At 61.3% G+C, this 3087-nt stretch carries 4 protein-coding genes; all 4 read left to right on the top strand.

Going from position 1 to position 3087, the window contains the following annotated elements; all coding sequences use genetic code 11:
* On the top strand, positions 1–718 hold a 718-nt coding region (locus EN879_RS29905), incomplete at its 5' end, for a 2OG-Fe(II) oxygenase family protein (protein ID WP_164774668.1).
* 93 nt (positions 719–811) lie between these two features.
* Positions 812–1669 carry an ABC transporter substrate-binding protein gene (locus tag EN879_RS29910; RefSeq protein ID WP_063170135.1) on the top strand — a complete coding sequence of 286 codons (858 nt, stop codon included), beginning with the start codon at positions 812–814 and terminating at the stop codon, positions 1667–1669.
* A 143-nt stretch (positions 1670–1812) separates the two neighbouring features.
* Positions 1813–2754: an amino acid ABC transporter permease gene (locus EN879_RS29915; protein WP_013530366.1), complete on the top strand. Its 942-nt coding sequence runs from the start codon at positions 1813–1815 to the stop codon at positions 2752–2754.
* A partial coding sequence (locus EN879_RS29920) for an ATP-binding cassette domain-containing protein (protein WP_164774669.1) occupies positions 2751–3087 on the top strand: 337 nt, incomplete at its 3' end. The genes EN879_RS29915 and EN879_RS29920, both read left to right, overlap by 4 nt.

Below are 3087 nucleotides of genomic sequence, written 5' to 3' on the forward strand. Positions count from 1 at the left end.
GGTGGCGACAGTAAGCAAGCCGAACCAGAGCGAATCGATCTTCTTCATGCACGAGGTCGAGGCCGACGACCCCAGGACATTGGCCGACAAGCCGCTGCAGGGTCCCAACCAGTGGCCGGACGAGGCAACGCTTGCTGGCTTCAGGCCAACGATTGAACGCTATGTCGATGAGATGAGCACACTGGCCCGCAAAATGGTCGGCGCCATCGCTCTTTCGCTTGGACTTCCGACCGACAGTCTCGACCGTTATTTCGATCAGCCGACAACCTTCCTGCGGTTGCTGCACTACCCGACGCAGCCGCATGAGGAGGGGCTATTCGGTTCGGCCCCTCACACCGATTACGGCTTCATTACACTGCTGGCGCAGGACAATGTCGGCGGCCTGGAAGTCAAGAACAAGGCGGGCGAATGGGTTCCCGCGCCTCCGGTCCCGGACTCCTTCGTGATGAATGTCGGCGACATCCTGGCGCGCTGGTCGAACGACCAGTTCGTCTCGACGCCGCATCGCGTCATCAACCGGTCGGGGCGCGAGCGCTATTCCCAGCCCTTCTTCTTCGACCCGTCCATGGATGAAACGATCGAGGCGCTGCCGGTCTGCGTGCCGGCCGGTAGCCAGCCGAAATATGAGCCGGTGCTCTACGGCGACTATCTGATGGAGCGCATCGACAAGAACTACCATTACCGCAAGAAAAAGGCTGCGGAAGCAGCCGGTACATAGACGGATCAATGCTTGGCTGCGGCGATGAGGACGCGAGGCCCTGATTGGAGAGCAGACTGCAGGAAACGTTGTAATCAAAAAAGGGGAACGAAAATGAGAGCACATTTACAGATGGCAGGTTTGGCGCTGGCCGCACTTGCCATAGTCTGGAGCGGACCTTCAGGCGCCGCCAAGGTGACGAAATCGGCCGAGGTTCAGCAGACCGGCATGCTGACCGTCGCCAACACGCTGGACTATGCGCCTTTCGAGTATCTCGACGCCGACGGCAAACAGACCGGGATTATCATAGAACTGGCCGGTGAGGTGGCCAAGCTGGTCGGCGCCAAGCTGGACGTGGCGCGCACACCTTTCCCCTCGATGATACCGGGCCTGGCGGCCGGCCGTTTCAAGGTCGCTTGGGAGACTTTCTCCGCCACGCCGGAGCGGCTCAAGCAGGTCGATTTCGTCATGTTCCTGAAGGCCGGCCTGGCTGTTTCGACGTCGCCGGACAAGAAGGCGAGTTTCAGCGGCGACACCCCGCTCTGCGGCAAGCGGATCGGCGTTTCGGCAGGCAGCGCATCGGATTTCCTGGTCGACAAGCTGAGCACGGATTGCACCGGCAAGGGCCAGGCAGCCATCGAAAAATCGGTCTTCAACTCGTCGACGGATATCGTCCAGGCGGTGCTGTCCGACCGCGTCGACGCCCGCATGGACGATGCGACCGCCTCGAGCTATTTCGAGGTCACCAGCAAGGGCCAGCTCGTGGTGCTGCCGACCCTCTATGAAGTCGCGCCGCTCGGCATGGCGATCGCCAAGGACGACAAGGAGACCGCCGATATGATGGTGGGCGCACTCTCCGAGCTGTTCAAGAACGGCACCTACAAGGCTATTCTCGACAAATACGGCATGGGCGCCTACGCGATCAAGGAGCCCTATTTCGTCGGCAGCATGGAGGCGTTGCGCGCCGACTGACAAAGTTTTGTCCAGTCGGACGCACTTTGTTCTAAAACTTTGATCATGCTTTCCGAAATCATTTGGGGCTGATGCGATAGCGGTTGTCGGCGTCCGGTCTCGTGCCGGGCGCCGCTTCCGGATCAAGACCAGGAGAAGCAGCGATGGGCGCGGCCCACCCAAACGAGATACGCATCGAGCCGGGCGTCGCCGAGGCGGTTTCGCGCCTGACCGTCATGCCGCAGCGCCGCTACGGCATCTGGGTCGGCACGGCGCTGGCCCTGCTGGTGGCATTCCTGATCATCCGGGCCTTCGCCAGCAACCCTGCCTTTGCCTGGCCTACGGTGGTGAGTTACCTCCTGCATCCCTCTGTCATGCGCGGCCTTGGCAACACCTTGATGCTCACCGCGGTGATCATGATATTGGCGATCGTTGTCGGCACGGTCATCGCCATCATGCGCGTGTCGCCAAGCCCGGTGCTGCGTGCCTTCGCGGGTCTGTACGTCTGGTTTTTCCGTGGCGTACCGGCCCTGATACAGCTGATCTTCTGGTTCAACCTGTCGCTGCTGGTGCGCGAAGTCTCGTTGACCATCCCCTTTGTCGGCACGCTGTTTTCCGTGCGCACCAATGATTTCATGACTCCGTTCTTCTCTGCCGTCGTCGCCCTTTCCCTGTGCGAGGCGGGCTACATGGCCGAGATCATCCGGGCCGGCATCAAGTCGGTGCCGTCGGGCCAGGCTGAGGCGGCGAGCGCGCTTGGCATGCCGTACCGCATGATCCTGAAGCGCATCACGCTGCCGCAGGCGATGCGCTTCGTACTGCCGCCAACCGGCAATGAGGCCATTAACCTCCTGAAGATGACGTCGCTGGTGACATTCATCGCCGTCGACGACCTGTTCTATTCGGCGCAGAGCATCTATGCGCGCACCTTCGAGACGATCCCGCTTCTGATCGTGGTCGCCTTCTGGTATCTCGCGGTAGTCAGCATCATGTCGGTGGGACAGCATTTCCTCGAGCGACATTTCGGTCGCAGCGATACGCGCCGCGATGCCGTGACGATGCGCTTCCTGCGCAACATCATCAGCCTGCGTGGCATTTCCCGATGAGCGACGTGAAGGACGAAAATCGCGCCCGCTTCGGCGTCCCAGCCGACTCCATGGTTTTCGCGCGCGGCGTGCGCAAATCCTATGGTCCGCTCGAGGTTCTCAAGGGTGTCGATCTCGACGTACCCGTCGGATCGGTCGCCTGCATCATCGGCCCTTCGGGTTCCGGCAAGAGCACATTCCTGCGCTGCATCAACCATCTCGAGAAGCTCAGCGCCGGCATCCTGCTCGTCGACAGTCAGTTCGTCGGCTACGACCTTAGGGACGACAAGCTCTACGAGGTCAAGGACGACCTGCTTTGCCGGCGGCGCGCCGAGACCGGCATGCTGTTTCAGT

Origin of the sequence: Mesorhizobium sp. M7A.F.Ca.AU.002.02.1.1 (assembly GCF_003998535.1) — a bacterium.
Taxonomy (GTDB): Bacteria; Pseudomonadota; Alphaproteobacteria; order Rhizobiales; family Rhizobiaceae; genus Mesorhizobium; species Mesorhizobium ciceri.